This is a genomic window from Pseudomonas sp. PAMC25584, from assembly GCF_058135675.1.
Genome location: NZ_CM176870.1, coordinates 1,066,144 through 1,083,834 on the forward strand (window position 1 = coordinate 1,066,144; position 17,691 = coordinate 1,083,834).

General features: G+C 61.4%; 16 protein-coding genes. 3 read left to right on the forward strand and 13 right to left on the reverse strand.

All coding sequences use genetic code 11. The features are described 5' to 3' along the window. Positions 1–298: 298 nt before the first annotated feature. Genes ACS5Q8_RS04845 through ACS5Q8_RS04860 form a run of 4 tightly spaced genes read right to left on the reverse strand, consistent with a single transcriptional unit; the run spans position 299 to position 6,598 of the window. Positions 299–1,663: a heavy metal sensor histidine kinase gene (locus ACS5Q8_RS04845; RefSeq protein ID WP_276196575.1), complete on the reverse strand. Its 1,365-nt coding sequence runs from the start codon at positions 1,661–1,663 to the stop codon at positions 299–301. Then, positions 1,653–2,330 (reverse strand): heavy metal response regulator transcription factor, encoded by a 678-nt coding sequence (locus ACS5Q8_RS04850; RefSeq protein WP_247401400.1) that lies wholly within the window; start codon positions 2,328–2,330, stop codon positions 1,653–1,655. The genes ACS5Q8_RS04845 and ACS5Q8_RS04850 overlap by 11 nt, the downstream gene beginning before the upstream one ends. Before the next feature lie 9 nt (positions 2,331–2,339). Next, positions 2,340–5,435, reverse strand: coding sequence for a multidrug efflux RND transporter permease subunit (locus ACS5Q8_RS04855; RefSeq protein ID WP_426099714.1), 3,096 nt, complete (start codon positions 5,433–5,435; stop codon positions 2,340–2,342). Then, positions 5,432–6,598 (reverse strand): efflux RND transporter periplasmic adaptor subunit, encoded by a 1,167-nt coding sequence (locus ACS5Q8_RS04860; RefSeq protein ID WP_276196577.1) that lies wholly within the window; start codon positions 6,596–6,598, stop codon positions 5,432–5,434. The genes ACS5Q8_RS04855 and ACS5Q8_RS04860 overlap by 4 nt, the downstream gene beginning before the upstream one ends. Positions 6,599–6,813: 215 nt before the next feature. Between ACS5Q8_RS04860 and ACS5Q8_RS04865 the strand changes: the two genes are divergently transcribed. Beyond that, positions 6,814–7,047 (forward strand): hypothetical protein, encoded by a 234-nt coding sequence (locus tag ACS5Q8_RS04865; protein ID WP_247400083.1) that lies wholly within the window; start codon positions 6,814–6,816, stop codon positions 7,045–7,047. 169 nt (positions 7,048–7,216) lie between these two features. Beyond that, positions 7,217–8,005, forward strand: coding sequence for a transporter substrate-binding domain-containing protein (locus tag ACS5Q8_RS04870; RefSeq protein WP_276196578.1), 789 nt, complete (start codon positions 7,217–7,219; stop codon positions 8,003–8,005). Here ACS5Q8_RS04870 and ACS5Q8_RS04875 read toward each other — a convergent pair. The 9 genes from ACS5Q8_RS04875 to ACS5Q8_RS04915 form a co-directional block, all read right to left on the reverse strand. Beyond that, on the reverse strand, positions 8,002–8,745 hold the full coding sequence (locus ACS5Q8_RS04875) for a YkgJ family cysteine cluster protein (protein WP_247400087.1): 744 nt from the start codon (positions 8,743–8,745) through the stop codon (positions 8,002–8,004). The two genes, ACS5Q8_RS04870 and ACS5Q8_RS04875, sit on opposite strands and share 4 nt — an antisense overlap. A gap of 108 nt (positions 8,746–8,853) precedes the next feature. Further along, entirely contained in the window at positions 8,854–9,336 is a 483-nt protein-coding gene (locus ACS5Q8_RS04880) for a GNAT family N-acetyltransferase (RefSeq protein ID WP_247400089.1), read from the reverse strand. 3 nt (positions 9,337–9,339) lie between these two features. After that, entirely contained in the window at positions 9,340–10,242 is a 903-nt protein-coding gene (locus ACS5Q8_RS04885) for a chemotaxis protein CheV (protein ID WP_247400090.1), read from the reverse strand. A gap of 96 nt (positions 10,243–10,338) precedes the next feature. Then, a complete protein-coding gene (locus tag ACS5Q8_RS04890) occupies positions 10,339–11,313 on the reverse strand; it encodes a 2-hydroxyacid dehydrogenase (protein ID WP_247400092.1) in 975 nt (324 codons plus the stop codon). A 295-nt stretch (positions 11,314–11,608) separates the two neighbouring features. Continuing rightward, the gene (locus tag ACS5Q8_RS04895; RefSeq protein WP_247400094.1) at positions 11,609–12,217 is read right to left on the reverse strand and encodes a hypothetical protein; all 609 of its coding nucleotides are present in this window, start codon (positions 12,215–12,217) and stop codon (positions 11,609–11,611) included. After that, positions 12,214–12,822 carry a hypothetical protein gene (locus ACS5Q8_RS04900; protein WP_426099711.1) on the reverse strand — a complete coding sequence of 203 codons (609 nt, stop codon included), beginning with the start codon at positions 12,820–12,822 and terminating at the stop codon, positions 12,214–12,216. Before ACS5Q8_RS04900 ends, ACS5Q8_RS04895 begins: the two co-directional genes overlap by 4 nt. Continuing rightward, complete coding sequence (locus tag ACS5Q8_RS04905) at positions 12,819–13,433, reverse strand: hypothetical protein (RefSeq protein ID WP_426099710.1); 615 nt, start codon at positions 13,431–13,433, stop codon at positions 12,819–12,821. The genes ACS5Q8_RS04900 and ACS5Q8_RS04905 overlap by 4 nt, the downstream gene beginning before the upstream one ends. Next, entirely contained in the window at positions 13,430–14,884 is a 1,455-nt protein-coding gene (locus tag ACS5Q8_RS04910) for a PAAR domain-containing protein (RefSeq protein WP_465159875.1), read from the reverse strand. Before ACS5Q8_RS04910 ends, ACS5Q8_RS04905 begins: the two co-directional genes overlap by 4 nt. A 134-nt stretch (positions 14,885–15,018) precedes the next feature. Next, a complete protein-coding gene (locus ACS5Q8_RS04915) occupies positions 15,019–15,987 on the reverse strand; it encodes a LysR family transcriptional regulator (protein ID WP_247400102.1) in 969 nt (322 codons plus the stop codon). Positions 15,988–16,169: 182 nt separating this feature from the next. Here ACS5Q8_RS04915 and ACS5Q8_RS04920 point away from each other — a divergent pair, with 182 nt between their 5' ends. Continuing rightward, positions 16,170–17,681 carry an efflux transporter outer membrane subunit gene (locus tag ACS5Q8_RS04920; RefSeq protein ID WP_247400104.1) on the forward strand — a complete coding sequence of 504 codons (1,512 nt, stop codon included), beginning with the start codon at positions 16,170–16,172 and terminating at the stop codon, positions 17,679–17,681. The last annotated feature ends 10 nt before the right edge of the window (positions 17,682–17,691 follow it).

A 17,691-nucleotide genomic window follows, 5' to 3' on the forward strand; every position in this document is an offset into this window, starting at 1 on the left:
TTCCCAGTGTAGAGCCCTGGAAAAAAGTCGAGGGAAATTCGGGTAAGCGGGTCAGCTGTCTTTGCCGTCGCGCTCATCGATGCGTCAAATTAACGCAGGCGAGCGCTGCGATACAGAGTGTAACAAGATAATGACTGTTGCCCAAATCGCAACAGTCAGAGATTTGGCGCAAGCGGCGCGGTGCAGTGTGGGAGGGGGCTTGCTCCCGATAGCGGTGTATCAGTCACTGAAGTACTGACTGATCTGCCGCTATCGGGAGCAAGCCCCCTCCCACATGGGTCTGAAGTGTTCTCAAGATTTAGACGGGCAGGGTAATACCGAAGGTGTTGCCGCCCGCGTCACTGCGCACGAACACATCGCCGCCATGCATCAGCGCAATCGCCTTGACGATGGCCAGCCCCAGCCCGTGGTTGGCGCCGCTGTTGCTGCGTGATGCATCCACCCGATAGAAGCGCTCGAACAGTCGAGGCAGGTGCTCGCTGGCAATCGCGGCGCCGGGGTTGGTCACGGCGATCGCCACCTGATGCTCCTGCACGTCGATGTTCACCGCGATGACCTGCCCTGGCGCGGTGTGCTGTACGGCGTTGCTCAGCAGGTTGATCAGCGCGCGGCGCAGGTGGGCTCTTTCGATCTGTACCTGGGCGTCGCCGTGTACTTGCACCCGGACCTGGGCGTCTTCGAGGATGAAATCCAGGTAGTCGAGGGTGGTCGCCACTTCGTCGGCCAGGGAGCTTTCGATCAGCTTGGTGGCCTTGCTGCCCTGGTCGGCGCTGGCGAGGAACAGCATGTCGTTGATGATCGAACGCAGGCGCTCCAATTCTTCCAGGTTGGACTGCAGCACCTCGAAATAATGCTCGGCCGAGCGCCCGCGTGTCAGCGCGACCTGAGTCTGGCCGATCAGGTTGGTCAGGGGTGAGCGCAGTTCATGAGCGACGTCGGCGTTGAATGACTCCAGGCGCGAGTAGGCCTGTTCTACCCGGTCCAGGGTGGCGTTGAACGAGTTGACGAACTGACTCAACTCCGGCGGCAGTGGCGACAGTTGCAGGCGCCCGGAGAGTTTCGGCGGCGCGAGTTTCTGCGCCTCATCCGAGAGTTTGCCCAGCGGCTTGAGGCCGATGCGCGAGACCCAGAACCCCAGCAGCGCCGCCAGGACCACGCCGATGAACGCCAGGCTGATCAGCGCCACCAGCAAGTGGTGCTGGGTGGCGCGGAAGTTTTCGGTGTCGATGGCGATCATGAAGCGCAATGGCGGACGCTGGTCCTGGGCGGGGAACTGGCTCACCAGCACTTTGAACGGGTCGTTATGGCCGGCCAGGCGTAAGTCGCGTTTGCCGGTCGGGCCGGCGGCGAACGTGCGGATCTGCGCGTCCGGGCTGCCGTATTCGTAGTTCGGGTCGCTGCTCACCACCCAGAAACGGATGCGCTTGTCTTCCTCAGCCAGCAACTTGAGTTTGGCCTTGATCTTGGTCCAATGCTCCGGCGTGCCGAAACGCGTCACCGACGACTCCAGCACGCTGTAGCGCGCATCCAGTTCGGCCTCCGGTAACAGGCCCAAGCCTTGGTCCACTTGCTGATAGAGCGCGCCGCCGATCAACAGGAAGATCAGCAGCGCCACCAGGGTGAACATGCCGCTCAAGCGCAGGGCGATGGAATTAGCTGACACTGCGGCTCTCCAGCACATAGCCCATGCCGCGGATGGTGTGCAGCAGCTTGTGTTCGAACGGCCCGTCGAGCTTGGCGCGCAGGCGTTTGATCGCGACTTCGACCACGTTGGCGTCGCTGTCGAAATTGATGTCCCAGACCATCTCCGCGATGGCGGTCTTGGACAGGATCTCACCCTGGCGCCGCGCCAATACGCTGAGCAGCGAGAACTCCTTGGCGGTCAGGTCCAGGCGCACGCCGTTGCGGCTGGCCTTGCGGCTGATCAGGTCGATCCACAGGTCGGCGACGGTCACCTGCACCGGTTCGTGCCCGCCACTGCGGCGGGTCAGGGCTTGCAGGCGCGCCACCAGTTCCAGGAAGGAAAACGGCTTGCCCAGGTAATCGTCGGCGCCTTCACGCAGGCCGCGAATGCGGTCTTCCACGCGTTCGCGGGCGGTGAGCATGATCACCGGCGTTTGCTTGCGCGCACGCAGGGCGCGCAGTACGCCAAAGCCGTCGAGACCGGGCAGCATCACGTCGAGCACGATCACCGCGTAATCGTTTTCCAGCGCCAGGTGCAAACCCTCGACGCCTTCACGCGCCACGTCGACGGTGTAGCCTTGCTCCGTCAGGCCGCGATGCAGGTAGTCTGCGGTTTTTTCTTCATCTTCAACGATCAGGACGCGCATGACCCCGCCTTAATGTGTGGTCGCCAACGCGGGCGTTGGTGTGGGCCTGTGGAAAAACTTCTCAAGGTACAAGTATATGACCGGCGTGGTGAACAACGTCAGCGCCTGGCTCACCAGCAAGCCGCCGACCACCGCGATCCCCAGCGGTTGGCGCAGTTCCGCGCCGGGGCCTGCGCCGAGCATCAGCGGCACGGCGCCGAGCAGGGCGGCGAGGGTGGTCATGATGATCGGCCGGAACCGCGTGACACAGGCTTCGTAGATCGCTTCCTGCGGCGGCAGGCCTCGGACCCGCTGCGCTTCGAGGGCGAAGTCGATCATCAGGATGCCGTTCTTCTTGACGATGCCGATCAGCAACACCAGGCCGATCAGGGCCATGATCGAGAAGTCCTGGCCCAGCAGCCACAACATGATCAACGCGCCCAGGCCGGCCGAGGGCAAGGTGGAAATGATCGTCAGCGGGTGGACGAAACTTTCGTACAGCACGCCGAGAATGATGTAGACCGCCACCAGCGCCGCCAGGATCAGCCACGGCTGGCTGGCCAGCGAACTCTGGAACGCCTGGGCCGCGCCCTGGAAGTTGCCGAGGATGCTGGCCGGCATGCCGATTTCGTTTTTGGCCTGGTTGAGCATGATCACCGCATCCCCCAGCGCCACGCCGGGCGCCAGGTTGAACGACAGGTTGGCGGCCGGGAACATGCCGTCATGGCTGATGGACAACGGGCCCACGCTGGGCGGGTCGACCTTGGCCAAGGCCGACAACGGCACCATCTCACTGGTCAGCGGCGAGCGCAGGTAGAAATAATTGAGGCTTTCGGCTTTACCGCGTTGCTGGCTGTCGAGTTCCAGCACCACTTGGTACTGGTTGATCTCGGTCTGGAACTCGTTGATCTGGCGCTGGCCGAACGCGTCATACAACGCCTGGTCGACATCGGTGGCGGTCAGGCCGAAGCGCGCGGCGGCCTGACGGTCGATACTGATGTGGGTAATGCTGCCGCCCAGTTGCAGGTCGTTGGACAGGTCGCGAAACGCCGGGTTGGCGCGCAGTTTTTCGGTGAGGCGCTGGGTCCAGGTATTCAGTGTCGGGCCGTCGTTGCTCTTGAGCACGTACTGGTACTGGGCGCGGCTGGGGCCGGAACTGAGGTTGATGTCCTGGCCGGCACGCAGGTACAGCACGATGCCCGGCACCTTCGCCAGTTTCGGGCGGATGCGGTCGATGAACTGGCTGGCGGACACATCGCGATCGCCGCGGTCTTTCAAGGCGATCCAGAAGCGGCCGTTGGCGATGGTCTGGTTGCTGCCAGTGACGCCCACCGAGTGGGAAAAGTCTGCCACCGCCGGGTCATCCTTGATGATCTCGGCCAGGGCCTTGTGCTTGGCGACCATGTCCGGGTACGACACATCGGCCGCCGCTTCGCTGGTGCCGAGCACGAAGCCGGTGTCCTGCACCGGGAAGAAACCCTTGGGGATGAACACGTAGCCGAGCACCGCCAGCGCCAGCGTGACCACGAAGATCGCCAGCATGCTGCGTTGATGGGCCAGGGCGCGGCGCAGGTTGCGTGCATAAGCGGCCAGCAGGCGTTCGCTGAAACTAGGCTTGGCGTTGGCGGGATGGGTCGGGGCGCGCATGAACAGTGCCGCCAGGGTCGGCGCCAGCGTCAGCGAGACCACCACCGAAATCAGGATGGTCGAGGTCGCCGTCAGCGCGAACTCCTTGAACAAGCGCCCGACCACGCCGCCCATGAACAGCAGCGGAATGAACGCCGCTACCAGCGAGAAGCTGATGGACACCACGGTAAAGCCAATCTCGCTGGCGCCCTTGATCGCCGCTTCGCGCTTGCCCAGTCCGGCTTCGAGATGGCGGTGAATGTTCTCCACCACCACGATCGCATCGTCCACCACAAAACCCACGGAGATGACGATCGCCACCAGGGTCAGGTTGTTCAGGCTGAAGCCCATCAGGTACATCAAGGCGAAACTGGCGATCAGCGACACCCCGAGCACGCTGGACACAATCAACGTCGCCGACAACTGGCGCAGGAACAGCGCCATCACCGCCACCACCAGCAACACGGCGATCAGCAGGGTCACTTCCACTTCATGCAGGGAGGCGCGGATGGTCTTGGTGCGGTCGCTCAACACACTGACCTGCACCGACGCCGGCAACATGGCCTGCAGGCGCGGCAGTTGCGCTTGAATGCGGTCGACGGTTTCGACGATGTTCGCGCCGGGCTGGCGCGAGATCACCAGGTTGACCCCCGGCGTATCGCCGGACCACGCCTGTACGTAGGCGTTTTCCGAACCGTTGATGACTTTGGCGATGTCGCGCAGTTGAACTGGCGCGCCATTCTTGTAGGACACGATCAGTTGGGCGTAGTCCTCAGGCTGAAACAACTGGTCGTTGGTCGACAGGGTCGACACGCTGTTCTCCCCGTAGATCGCGCCTTTGGCCAGGTTCAGGCTTGACTGCTGGATCGCCAAGCGGATGTCGGCCAGGGTCAGGCCGATGGCCGCGAGTTTGTCGGGCGAAGCCTGCACGCGAATCGCCGGGCGTTGCTGGCCGGTGATGTTGATCTGGCCGACGCCGTCGATCTGGCTGATTTGCCGTGCCAGCAGGGTTTCCACGTAATCGCTCAGCTCGGTGCTGGGCATGCTGGCGGAACTGACGCTGAGGATCAGCACCGGGCTGTCCGCCGGGTTGACCTTTTTCCAGGTCGGCAGGTTCGGCATATCGCTGGGCAGCTTGCCGGAGGCGGTGTTGATCGCCGCCTGGACTTCCTGGGCGGCGGTGTCGATGCTCTTGTTCAGGGTGAATTGCAGGGTCAAGAGGCTGGAGCCCAAGGCGCTGCTGGAGGTCATCTGGGTCATGCCGGGGATGGCGCTGAATTGCACCTCCAGGGGCGTGGCCACCGACGAAGCCATGGTGTCCGGGCTGGCGCCGGGCAGTTGCGCGGTGACCTGGATCGTCGGAAATTCCGCTTCCGGCAGCGGGGCGATGGCCAGTTGCGGGAAGGCAATCAGCCCGAGCAACACCAGGGCAAAAGTCAGCAGCAGCGTCGCGACCGGGTGGTCGACGCACCAGGCTGACGGCGAGCGGCTGTCGTTCATGGTTGCACCTTGGCGTCGACGGTCTGGATCACTTGCGGTGGCTCTTTGAGCACCTCGACCTGAGCGCCGGCCTTGAGCCGCGATTGGCCGTCGCTGACCAGCACATCACCGGCCTGTACGCCCTTGATGAGCGTCACATCGCTGTTCTGGTAGGTGACCTGCACCGGTACCACCTCCACCTTGTCGCCGTTGACCCGGTACACAAAGTGCGCATCCAGCCCGCGTTGCACCACGGTCGGCGGCACCACCAGGGCGTTCTTGTCGAGGCCGGTCTGGATCTTGATGGTCACCAGTTGCCCCGGCCACAGGCGCTGCGTGGCGTTATTGAACTCGGCCTTGGCGCGCAGGGTGCCGGTGGTGGAACTGATCTGGTTGTCGATCAGGCTCAAGTGGCCTTCGCCGAGCAGGTCGCCGGTCTGGCCGTCGGTGTCAGCGCCCAGGTAGGCGTCGACGCTGGCTGGGACGGGGGCCGCGATCAGGCCTTGCAAGGTGGGCAACATCTGTTGCGGCAGGGAAAACTCGACGGCAATCGGGTCGATCTGCGTGACCGAGAACAGGCCCTGGGTATCGCTCGTGCGCAGGAAGTTGCCTTCATCCACGGTGCGAATCCCCACGCGGCCGCTGACCGGTGAGCGAATCTGAGTGTAGGAAAGCTGCACCTTTTCCGCATCAATCGCGGCCTGATTGCCCTGGGTGGTGGCCTTGAGCTGGTTGACCAGGGCTTGCTGCTGGTCATAGGTCTGCTTGGACACGCCGTCGTCGACACTCAATGCCTTGTAGCGCTGGAGGTTGATCAGCGCCACTTGCAGTTGCGCCTGGTTTTCTCCCAGCAGGGCCTTGGCCTGGTCGAGGCTGGCGCGGATCGAGCGGTCATCGATGGTCGCCAACAGATCCCCTGCCTTGACCCGCTGGCCTTCCTTGACCAGCAATTGGGTGAGGATGCCGTCGACCTGCGGGCGGATCACCACGCTGTGCAACGACAGCACCGTGCCAATGCCGCTGACGAAACGCGGGATGTCCTGTTGCGCCACGCTCACCACCCGTACCGGGATCGCCGTCGGCGCCGCCAGCCTGGTTTTGGCCGGTCGCGTCAGCGCCCAGGCTGCAATCGCCAGCACCAGCAGGACACCCACGATCAGGGCAGTTTTTCGTTTAATTTGCATGGGGGTGAGGCGCCAGGGCAAAGGAACGGAAGAGTGAGGTGTCTTTATAGCCCGTCAACCCGGTCAGCAAGGTGACTGCTAACTGACAGCGCTGTCAGTAAACGCCGACCATTCGTACAGGCAGTGGTTAAAGATCCGAAGGGCGCAGGTATACTGCGCGCCAGTGTGGGCCGCAAGCTGGCCCCGCATCATTTTTTGCATGCTCCGGAGCTTCCATGACTTCCCCGACACAACCCCCTGTTGAAGCGGCCGACCTCGTCGATCCGGCCAGCGCCGAAGGCGTTGAAAAAACCGAGGTCCCGGCGTTTAAGTTTCCGTTCAAACCGGGTGAACTGGCCGGGGCCAAGAATGCCGCCCAGCCTTGGTACAAGAATGGCGCGAAGAACGGGCACACCAAGTCCCCAGGCATGGCGCCGCCGGGCACCCGTCGTTCGATGGGTAAACGCTGAGAGTAATACGTCGCACGCTGTGTCGACTACGTCCTACAACGTCCGCTGATATTTCTGATTGTAGAGCCACGACTGTTTCTTGAAAGCTTGCACAGCCTGCGCTGCGCCCCGGCTTTTTCCGCCGGGGTGGGATGGCTGAGGCTGGACTTTTCGGAAAAGGACGTTTCCTGTGGCTCTGATACACATGTGTGCAGTGCTCGCGTTATTGCTGTCGGTTGATAGCGTTGCCGCCAGTGATCCGCCACGGCGTGAAATTCGCTTTGCCGTTGCTGCGCAATTCTCCCCGTTCCAGAGCCGCAACCCGCAAGGGCAACTGGTCGGCCTGAACATCGACCTGGGTAACGCGCTATGCGTGCAGTTGAATGTGCGCTGTACCTGGGTCGATCAGGTGCTGGTGGAAAATTTCCCCGCCCTCGAAGCCCGGCAATTCGACGCAATCATGGGCATGGCGCCCACGTCGATACGTCGGCGCTGGGTGAACTTCACCGATGAACTCTATCCGTTCACCACGCGCTTGGTCGCCCACAGAACATCAGGCCTGATGCCGACCGTGCGCTCGCTCAAGGGCAAGCGTGTCGGGGTGTTGCTGGGTAGTAATCGCGAAGCCTTCGCCCATGCGCAGTGGGCGCCCAAGGGCGTTATTGTCAAGAGCTTCTGGCTCAATGACGAACTGATTCGCAGCCTGGTGGCGGGGGATATCGATGCGACCCTGCAAGGTACCGTGGAAATTCGCGAGGCACTGCTCGATACCGTCGATGGCCAGGACTTCGACTTCCTCGGCCCCGCGATTTCGGCCGAGCTATTGGGCAGCGGCGTGGCAATCGCGGTGCGCAAACCCGATACCGCCCTGCGCAATGCACTCAACCGCGCCCTTGAACAGCTGGTGCAGAACGGCGAATACCAGCGGATCATTCAGCCCTACCGCCTGGATACAGTCCCCGTTGCGCCAAAAGACTAGGCTGTGCGCAGCGGAATAAACGCATAGTTGGCCGGCACCTCGGTGGCAAGCTGTGCCCCCGCATCCAGCAACTGCTCGGCGATGTCCATCCCGGACACATGAAACACCCACTCATTCGCCACGCAAGGCTGGCTCGCCGCCAGCTCGATCGCCTGGGCAAAGGCATCCATCTGCGGCAGGTACGCAGTAAAACCATCGCCCTTGAGCGCTGTGGTGCGAATCCCCAGCAGGGTGCACACCGCTTCTTTGGTCTGTACATCGTCGCGGTCGGCCTGGCGTGAGCGGCGGATCAATTCAGCCAGTTCTTCATCCATCAGTTCGCCACCGGCAATCAACACCGGGCCCTGTTCCCACGACTCCGGCGGGCATTCCTTGGCGGCAGGGTTGAACGGGATGTGCGGGTTGATCTCCATCGGATAGATGCGGCAGACCAACGGCCGGCGGTCATAGATGCGGCACAGGTTGTCTTCGTCAAGATTCCGGCAGCGTCCGGGGTTGTAGGCGGCAAAGGTGATGGCCACGAATGCCTGGGTCTTACCGCTGGGTACCAGCACCGAACGGCGTTCGGCATGCTCGCGTTGTTGCAGCGGCAGGCCAAGGCCGTTGCCGAGAAAACCTTCCACCAGAACGATCACGCTGCCGCCGTCAGCCGCCCATTGGCGGGCTTCTTCGAGGGTCAGGGGCACATGGTGGTCGGTGCAGCATTTGCCACAACCGACGCAGGAAAAATGAGTGTTCATGGCAGATCTGTCACCAGGCTAGGTCAGAGGGCACGCTCGAACGGTGACGGGTTTTCGCCTCTTTTCAGCGTTCAAGGGCACTGAAAGCAAGTTGTGCGCCAGTGCCCGTCAGTCCTCGGTGACCGCATCGCGCAGCACAAACGTCATGCCGGCGCTTTCATAGAGCTGCCGGGCACGTTGGTTGCTTTCCAGGACCTTGAGGTCCACACAGGGCTCGCCGCGCTGTTTGAACACCTGGAAGGCGTGCAGCAACAAGGCGCGCCCCAGCCCCTGGCCCTGGGCGCAGGGATGGACGGCGAGGTTCTTGATGAAGGCGCTGGTCCAGCACTGGGCCACGCCGAGGATGCCTTCGGCATTGCTCGCCACCAGGCACAGCGTGGGGTCGAACTCGGCATCGGTCACGAATTGCTGCCGCCAGGTTTGCAGGTTGGCGACGCGGCCGCCGCCTTGTGCCTGGGTCATGCACAACACTGCATGAATCGCCGGGGCCCATTCGTCGCGGAAGTGATCCAGCTGTGTACCGGCCGGCCACTGCGGCGCGGGCAGGTCACGGGTGAGGTCGCGGCGTAGCAGTTGGAAATACTCGGTCACCGGTTACAGGCCTTTTTGCGCCACGGTCTGGGCGGCCACCACTAGGCATTTGGTCAGCTCGGGTGAGGAGAATTTGGTTAGCACGGCGTCGGCTCCGGCCACACGTGCTTTTTCGCTGTTCATCGCGCTGTCCAGGGAGGTGTGCAACAGCACGTAGAGGTCCTGGAAATCGGGGGTTTCGCGCAGGGTGCGGGTGAGGGCGTAACCGTCCATTTCGGACATTTCGATGTCCGACACCACCACGTTGATTTGCCCGGCGGTGCCCTGCAACTCCAGCAATACGTCGATGGCTTCCTTGGCGCTGCGCGCGGTGTGGCAGGTCAGGCCCAGGTTGCGCAGGGTGTGTACCGACTGTTGCAAGGCGACCTGGCTGTCATCCACCACCAGGATGCGCGCATTGCCCAGGACTTCGGCCTCTTCCATGGTCAAGTCGGTCGGCGCCATTTCAATCGGCACCGGCGCGATGGCGTGGATGACTTTTTCGATATCCAGCACCTGCACCAGGCCGCCTTCTACCTGGGTGACCCCGGTGATGAACGAGCGGTTACCGCCGGCGCCGAAGGGCGGCGGGCGGATATCGGTGGTCAGGCAATGCACGATCTTGCTCACCGCCTGCACATGCAGGCCCTGTTTGGAGCGGCTGACGTCGGTGACGATCAGGCAACCGCCGTCCGGGTCCACCAACGGCATTTCGCCGAGGGCGCGACTCAGGTCGATCACCGACAGCGAGGTGCCGCGCAGCATGGCGATGCCTTTGACGTGGGGATGAGACTCCGGCAGCTTGGTCAGCGGCGGGCAGGGGATGATTTCGCTGACTTTCAGCAGGTTAATGGCCATCAACTTGCCGCTGCGCAAGGTAAAGAGCAGAAGCGAGAGTGAGTCTGCGCGGGCTTTAGAAGTGGACATAAAAACCTTCTGTGGATCAGGGGGGATCATCTATGGAAGGTTATCGACTTCATCGGCCCAGGCTTTAGGGGCATGCGCCGATGAAGTCGGCTTATCTCAGCCCTTCCACACCTGTGGGTTGATCAGGTCCTGCGGGCGTTGGCCGAGCAGGGCGCTGCGCAGGTTGTCCAGGGCGCGGTTGGCCATGGCTGCGCGGGTTTCATGGGTCGCCGAGCCGATGTGCGGCAGGGTCACCGCATTGCTCAGTTGGAACAGCGGCGACTCGGCCAGCGGCTCCTGTTCATACACGTCCAGCCCCGCCCCGCGAATACGCTGGGTTTGCAGGGCTTCGATCAGCGCCGGCTCGTCGACCACCGGGCCGCGGGAAATATTGATCAGGATCGCGCTGGATTTCATCATCCCCAGCTCGCGATGGCTGATCAGGTGCCGGGTCTTTTCGCTCAACGGCACCACCAGGCAGACGAAATCCGCTTCAGCCAGTAACTGCTCCAGGCTGCGCATCTGCGCGCCCAGTTCCTGTTCCAGTGCGGTCTTGCGGCTGTTACCGCTGTACAGAATCGGCATGTTGAAGCCCAGGCGCCCGCGACGGGCGACGGCGGCGCCGATATTGCCCATGCCGACGATGCCCAATGTCTTGCCGTGTACGTCGCCGCCGAACAACGACGCGCCGACGCTGGCTTTCCACTGGCCGGCCTTGGTCCATGCGTCCAGCTCGGCGACCCGGCGTGCGCTGCTCATCAGCAGGGCGAAGGCCAGGTCGGCGGTGCTTTCGGTGAGGACGTCGGGGGTGTTGGTGAGCATGATCCCGCGTTCGTTGAGGTACGCCACGTCATAGTTGTCGTAGCCCACCGACACGCTGGACACCACTTCCAGTTGGCTCGCGCCTTCGAGCTGCGCGCGGCCCAGCTTGCGACCCACGCCGATCAGGCCGTGGGCGTGGGGCAGGGCTTCGTTGAACTGTGCGTTGATGTCGCCCAACTTGGGGTTGGGCGCGATCACCTCGAAATCCTGTTGCAGGCGTTCGATCATTTCCGGGGTGACGCGGCTGAAGGCGAGGACAGTCTTTTTCATTGCAGGCGGGCTCATCGACTACGGGAGAATGCCAAGCAAGCTAACATTTATCCCGTTAACGCAACACCACTGCAGGAGCGAGTTTGCTCGCGAAAAACGCCAAGACACCACGTAGGATCGTTCCTATGCGTGGGAACGCATACGGTGACGCTCTGCGTCCCGGCTTCACGAGCGAGACGCAGAACGTCCGGGCCTCACTCCCCCGCTGAGCGTGGGAACGATCAATAAACGGATCACCGACCATGCCAGTAGTAAGGTAATGGCCCGCCCGAGCACGCCACATCGCAGTTGTTGCTCAAGGTTGCACCCACGGGGTGGCCAGTTGGAAAGTGATTAGGTAGCGCTCTTCGTCGGGGTTTCGGTAGTCATGGAAGCGACGAACGCCCACCATCAGCTGATACTGATCACCTGCTTGCCAATAGAACGTCCCGCCACCGTCAGAATCTCTCAGTTTGGCACGCCACTCAGGCGTATCGGCCAGCTCCGGGTTGCTCGCTTCATGAATGAGCACCCAGCCACCCTTGCGCCATTGCCCCTGTAGGTCCATTACAACCTTGAGTGTGTCATCCAGAAGCAACGGTTCTACTTGAGGGGACATCGTAATGTTCTCGACCCGCTCGCGATTGAATGCCACCGTGAAAAAACGTGCCATTGGCGTCACGAAACCATATTGAGGATCGATGAAGCGAAGGCGTGCATCGGTACGCGTTTGCCTCCCCCAAAATGTTCCGGGGATGGCGGGATCGATTTCTGCACTGGACCGCTGGCGCATGTCCTCCCATGGCTCGCCAAGCATCACTGCGATTTCAGGTTCGTCGGCGTAGAGGCTGATCGCTGACCACGCCAGTAATAAGATGATGACCAGCCCGAGCACTCCACGTCGCCGGTTTGTGCTCAAGCTCATGGTTGCACCCACGGGGTGGCCAGTTGGAAAGTGATTAGGTAGCGCTCTTCGTCGGGGTTTCGGTAGTCATGGAAGCGACGAACGCCCACCATCAGCTGATACTGATCACCTGCTTGCCAATAGAACGTCCCGCCACCGTCAGAATCTCTCAGTTTGGCACGCCACTCAGGCGTATCGGCCAGCTCCGGGTTGTAATTGACCCGGATGGGAATCCATCCGCCTTTGCGCCATTGCCCCTGTAGGTCCATTACAACCTTGAGTGTGTCATCCAGCAGCAAAGGTTCTACTTGAGGGGACATCGTAATGTTCTCTACCCGCTCGCGATTGAATGCCACCGTGAAAAAACGTGCCATTGGCGTCACAAAACCATATTGAGGATCGATGAAGCGAAGGCGTGCATCGGTACGCGTTTGCCTCCCCCAAAATGTTCCGGGGATGGCGGGATCGATTTCTGCACTGGACCGCTGGCGCATGTCCTCCCATGGCTCGCCAAGCATCACTGCGATTTCAGGTTCGTCGGCGTAGAGGCTGATTGCTGACCACGCCAGTAATAAGATGATGACCAGCACGAGCACGCCACGTCGCCGGTTTGTGCTCAAGCTCATGGTTGCACCCAAGGGTTTGCCAAGGCCAACTTGATAAGATAGCGCTCTTCTGTGGGGTGTCGATCATCCTTGAATCGATTGACTACCAGCATGACCTGATATTGATCAGCTACTTGCCAGTAAGATGTTCCACCGCCCATCACGTCTCGTAGCTGATCACGCCACTGCAGAGTATCGGCGAAAGGCGGATCGCTCTTTTCATGAATGGGTATCCAGCCACCCTTGCGCCACTGCTCCTGTAAGTCCAATACGACCTTGAGCGTGTCATCGAGCAGTAAGGGTTCGATTTGCGGGGACATTCGTACACCTGTGACGCGTTCTTCGCCGAAACTTATGCTAAAAAATCTAGCCAATGGCGTCACGAATCCGTATTGAGGATCCATAAAACGAAGGCGGGCATCAGTCCTTGTTTGTCTCCCCCAGTAGTGCCCCGCAATCGCCGGGTCGATATCCGCGCTGGAGCGTCGACGCATCTCTTCCCAAGGTTCGTCCAGTAGCAGCCTGATTTCGGGATCGTCTGCGTTTAGGCGGGCCGCCGTCCATGCCAGTAATAAGGTAATGACCAGCCCGAGCACGCCACGTCGCCAGCCTAATGTCGCCAGTCGGCTCATTGCAGGTTCCTGCCAAAGGCGATGTCGTCGATAGACTGTTCGATACGAATGCGTTCGGCGCTTTGCAGTAGCTCGTTGAACCGGGCTGCAGCTTTGAGCACAAAAGTCATGCGTTGTTGAATATCGGACAGGTCGGCGAAAGGGGAGTTGCTGAAGCTGACGCTACGCCCGTCATGGGTTGGGCTGCACTGGCTGGTCAGCGTCAGTTCGATTGCCTGCGCGACCCCAGAAGGTATGCCTGTAACGTAGGATAGATGGATGGCTCGCAGCAGATTGACCAGTTTTGTGTCGCTGTAGAGGGTTGGTTGGAGGATATTACGCTGTTCGTGCCAAGCCAGATAAACAACGCCTTCAGCGATATCGTCGACTTCGATAGCTTGGAACGCTTGCAAGATTTCGTTATAGCTTTCTCCGAATTTCAACGTCCGGTGTCCAACCGGCCATAGCACCGAATGGCCACTCCCGTAAATGTTCGCGCGTAAAGGCAAGCACGTCTCCAATTCCGCCAACCCCCGCTCCCTAAAAAACAAATGCAGCGCATACACATCTAAAAACAGCGTGGTATTGCCCATCGCCATCATTTCGTACACATGCTGGTAAAGCTGCTGTACCGCAGAAAACGGTTCCTGCTCTTGTCGCCAGTCGATACCGGGCACCGGGTTGTTGCGCCGGGCCTGTTCATAGTCGCGTTGGCGCTGTTCGTACTCGCCCAGCTTGGTGCGCCGTTCACGCTCTTCAGTGCTGAACAGCCCCCAGAAACCTTTTCTTGCATCTCTCTTCAGTTGCTCTTGTGCCTCATGTTCAGCCTGAATGCCTTCAATTGATTGCGCCGCATGCAGCAATCCACAGCCCACCTGCTTGGAGGCGAACGCCGCGAGGCCCGCCCACTGAAAGCGTGGGTCCGCACGCCACAGTTGGGCGTAGGCTGAGTTGATGGCGCGGTTACGCGCCTTCGGATCGGCGATCAGTACACCGTTGGGTGCCACGATAGCTTCGGCTCTGTCCTGGTACTGACGCCAAAGGTTTTCGCAGGTTGGCGCAGGCGTTTTGTTGGCGCTTGTTGAGAGCGGCGTCTGCGGGGATTTGGCAGCAGAAGGCGACGCACTTTTAGTGGGTTCTGGTGCTGCTGCTGCACGGCTTCGAGGCTGCGCGGAGGGCGGTGCCACGTCAATAATCTGTGAGCTGATGGTCTGATGGGCAATCAGCCGAGGCGGCGGGTCGCACTTGCAGCGACAGATATCGCCGTCCAAGGCCGTGTTGACACCGTTTATTGTATCTACCAGCCGTGGCCCTTCGCAGACGATAACGCCGACTGTTTTGCAGGCAGGGCAATAGACCTGATCGCCTTCGCACGCTTGAGCCTGGTCGATAATGCTGCTGAGATCGCTACCGCTGCGCACGATACCGCCAGCTGTGGTTCTGTCCCCTACCGTGATGTGAAAGCGCTCCATCCCAGATATATCCCTTTGTAATCCTCAGGAAGGGCCACGGTAGGGAGGGTGGGATGAAGCGAAAAGTCAGACGCTTCCTGGTCTGGTGTAGGTGAGCTCCGTAATGATCGTTCTCTGCGTCGGAGCGGTCAGTTTCAGTTCGCCAACCGCACGCCGCCCAGGCTGCCGCTCAACTCATACGCGACCAACTCAGCCTGATGCGCCGCGAGAATTTCCGGCAGCGAGCCGCGCAGGTATTCCACCCAGGTCTTGATCTTCGCATCCAGGTACTGACGCGACGGGTAAATGGCGTACAGGTTCAGTTCCTGGGAGCGGTAGTTGGGCATCACCCGTACCAGCGTGCCGTTGCGCAGGCCTTCGATGGCGGCGTACACCGGCAACAGGCCGACGCCCATGCCGCTGGTGATGGCGGTTTTCATCGCATCGGCCGAGTTCACCAGGAACGGTGATGTGTTGATCGCGACACTTTCCTGGCCGTCGGGGCCGTTGAAGCTCCATTTGTCCAGCAGGACCACCGGGCTGACCAGGCGCAGGCAGGCGTGGTTGAGCAAATCGTGGGGCCGTTGCGCGCAGCCTTTGGCCTTGACGTAGTCCGGCGAGGCGCAGGCGATGCTGTAGGTGATGCCCAGGCGCTGGGACACGAAGCCCGAGTCCGGCAGTTCGCTGGCCAGCACGATGGACACGTCGTAGCCCTCATCGAGCAAGTCCGGCACGCGGTTGGCCAGGGTCAGGTCGAAGGTCACGTCCGGGTGAGTGCGGCGGTAGCGCGCAATGGCGTCGATGACGAAATGCTGGCCGATACCGGTCATGGTATGCACTTTCAACTGGCCGGAGGGGCGTGCGTGGGCGTCACTGGCTTCGGCCTCGGCTTCCTCGACATAGGCCAGGATTTGCTCGCAGCGCAATAAATAGCGTTTACCTGCTTCGGTGAGCGCAATGCGACGGGTGGTACGGTTGAGCAAGCGGGTTTGCAGATGGGCCTCAAGGTTGGAGACCGCGCGCGAAATGTTGGCGGTGGTAGTGTCCAGTTGTGCGGCCGCGGCGGTGAAGCTGCCGGCCTCGGCCACACAACTGAAAGCGCGCATGTTTTGCAAAGTGTCCATGGGGTGTTCTCAAGGGAGATGACAAATTGTGACAGAAAGTTACGTAGACCAGTGATCCCTACGAAGGGATTATCGCCTTAACGGTAATAAAGATTCACAGGAATACCAGCTTATCGCCATTCCCCTTGCGTCCTAGAATTGTGTCACCTACCCCGCATCACCCACCTCAGGAATTCGCAGCAGTGCCGCGTCGCATCAGCAGAGAGCTGAAGACTCTCAGTGTTTGGGCCTTATCGTTAGCAATCAGCGGCTGCATCGGAACCGGAGGAATTGCCCCCCAAGACCAGGCCCTCAACGCCAATACCCTGGCTACCGACGAGGCGATTCAGAGCGCCGCCCGGGACGCCCACTGGCCCACCGCACAATGGTGGCAGGCCTACGGTGACGCCCAACTCAACCGTTGGGTCGAACTCGCCACCCATGACAGCCCGAGCATGGCCATGGCCGCCGCACGTGTGCGTGAAGCGCGGGCCATGGCCGGGATTGTCGAGTCGGCCGAGTCGTTGCAGATCAACAGCGACACCACCCTCAAACGCCACAACTGGCCGAACGATCAGTTCTACGGCCCGGGTGCATTGAGCGGTTCCAACACCTGGGACAACAATACCTCCCTGGGTTTCAGCTACGCCCTCGACCTGTGGGGCCGCGAAAGTAACGCCAGCGAGCGTGCCGTCGACCTGGCGCACATGAGCGCGGCCGAAGCACGCCAGGCCCAGCTCGAACTGCAGAACAACGTGGTGCGCGCCTATATCCAGTTGTCGTTGCATTACGCCAACCGCGATATCGTCGAGGCCACGCTGGCCCAGCAACAGCAGATTCTCGATTTGGCGAATACACGCCTGAACGCGGGCATCGGTACGCATTTCGATGTAAGCCAGGCCGAAACCCCGTTGCCCGAGACCCATCGCCAGCTCGATGCCCTGGACGAAGAGATCGCCCTGAGCCGTAACCAGTTGGCGGCATTGGCGGGCAAAGGCCCGGGCGAGGGCGCGCACCTGCAACGTCCGACCCTATCCCTCGGCGCGCCGCTTAAATTGCCGTCCAGCTTGCCCGCGCAATTGCTCGGTCAGCGCCCGGACGTGGTCGCCAGCCGTTGGCAGGTGGCAGCGCAGGCGCGTGGCATCGATGTCGTGCACGCCGGCTTCTACCCCAACGTCGATCTGGTCGGCAGCCTCGGCTACGTGGCCACCGGCGGCGGCATGCTGGGGTTTCTGGCCGGCAAGAAATTCAACTACAGCGTCGGCCCGGCCATTACCCTGCCGATCTTCGACGGCGGCCGCCTGCGTTCGGAGCTGGGTGAAGCCAGCGCCGGCTATGACGTCGCCGTGGCGCATTACAACCAGACCCTGGTCAACGCACTCAAGGGCATCAGCGACCAGTTGATCCGTCGCGAATCCATGGACAAGCAACGGGGCTTCGCTGCGGAATCGGTGGCCTCGGCGCAGAAAACCTACGACATCGCGATGATCGCCTACCAGCGCGGCCTCACGGACTACCTCAATGTGCTGAACGCCCAGACCCTGCTGTTCCGCCAGCAGCAGGTCGAGCAACAGGTGCAGGCCGCGCGTCTGACGGCCCATGCCGACCTGGTGACCGCCCTGGGCGGCGGGCTTGGCGCCGGCAACGATGTTCCGCAAGATACCAAGACTGTCCCGAGCAAGACCCCGGCGGCGCTCGCCGTGTTCGATCACTGAGTAGGATTTA